Origin of the sequence: Roseateles sp. (assembly GCF_049240545.1) — a bacterium.
Lineage (GTDB): Bacteria > Pseudomonadota > Gammaproteobacteria > Burkholderiales > Burkholderiaceae_C > Paucibacter_A.
The window spans coordinates 1-1,091 of the sequence record NZ_JBMLSK010000103.1 but is presented as its reverse complement, the minus strand read 5'-3'; the positions used below and the strand labels follow the sequence as shown (position 1 = coordinate 1,091).

General features: G+C 71.5%; 1 protein-coding gene. It reads right to left on the bottom strand.

Annotation, left to right across the window (positions count from 1 at the left end):
• Positions 1 to 447 precede the first annotated feature (447 nt).
• A partial coding sequence (locus tag ACOVRJ_RS06945; protein WP_422043156.1) for a molybdopterin cofactor-binding domain-containing protein occupies positions 448 to 1,091 on the bottom strand: 644 nt, incomplete at its 5' end.

Genomic DNA, 1,091 nt, shown 5'->3' with positions numbered 1-1,091 from the left:
TGCAGCGGCTTCTTGGTGGTGGACGTGCTCGATGCGCCCGATCGCCCGGGCGAGGAGTGGGTCTTCGTGGCCCGGGCGCGGGGTGCCGCTGTCTCACCGCTGTCTCACCGCTGTCTGACCGGTGTCTGACCGGTGTCTGACCGGTGTCTGACCGTCGCCGGACTGCCGTCGGATCGTGAATTGATCGCCGCCCGGCCGGGGCCTGCTTCGCGGTAACGCGCACTCCAGGCCGTGCGCCGCGCGACGGAACACGGTCAGGCGTTGCACCGGCTGGTGTCGGACCGCCTGCGCGCGGACAGCCGGCGACGCCACGTCACCTCGTCTTTCAGCGGCGCAGTCGGCACTGAACAGGCTCGTCCCGGCGGTCGCCCCGCCGATGCACGGGCACCCCTCCACCGGAAACGGCCTGCAGGCGGGATCGGGCGGTCGTTGCGCCGCGCCCGGCGATCAGTCCACGAACGTGATCGCCTCCGATGAGAATGGCAGCTCGCGCAGCCGCCGGCCGGTCGCGGCAAAGATCGCGTTCGCCAGAGCGGGCGCGGTCCCGGGAACCGATTCCTCGCCCAGCCCGCCGGGCTCGGCTTCGCTGTCGACAAAGACCACGTCGATCGGCGGCACATGACGCGCGCGCGCCACCGGGTAGTCGTGGAAGTTCGACTGCTGCGGCCGACCTCGCGCGAAGCCGATGGCGCCGAAGCGGCATGCGCTCAGACCCCAGACCACGCCGCCCTCGACCTGCGAGCGCGCGAAGTGCGGATTGACGACGACGCCGCAGTCGACCGCGACCACGATGCGCCGCAGCCTGATCGCCCGCTCTCCTTCCCGCGACACGGCCACCGCGTGAGCGACGCGCGAGCCGTAGCGCAGCCACGAGAAGCCCCAAAACCAGTCCTGAGCAACCGGGGCGCTGGCGGCAACCTGCTCTTGCAGCGCCTGCAGTACGCGCAAGGCGCGCGCGTCCTCGGCCAGCAGCGCGCGACGGTAGGCGAGCGGCGGCGCGCCGTTGGCGGCAGCCAGCTCGTCGATGAACGACTCAAGGAAGAACGTGTTGGCCGAGCAACCGACCGACCGCCACCAGCCGCTGCGCAGAC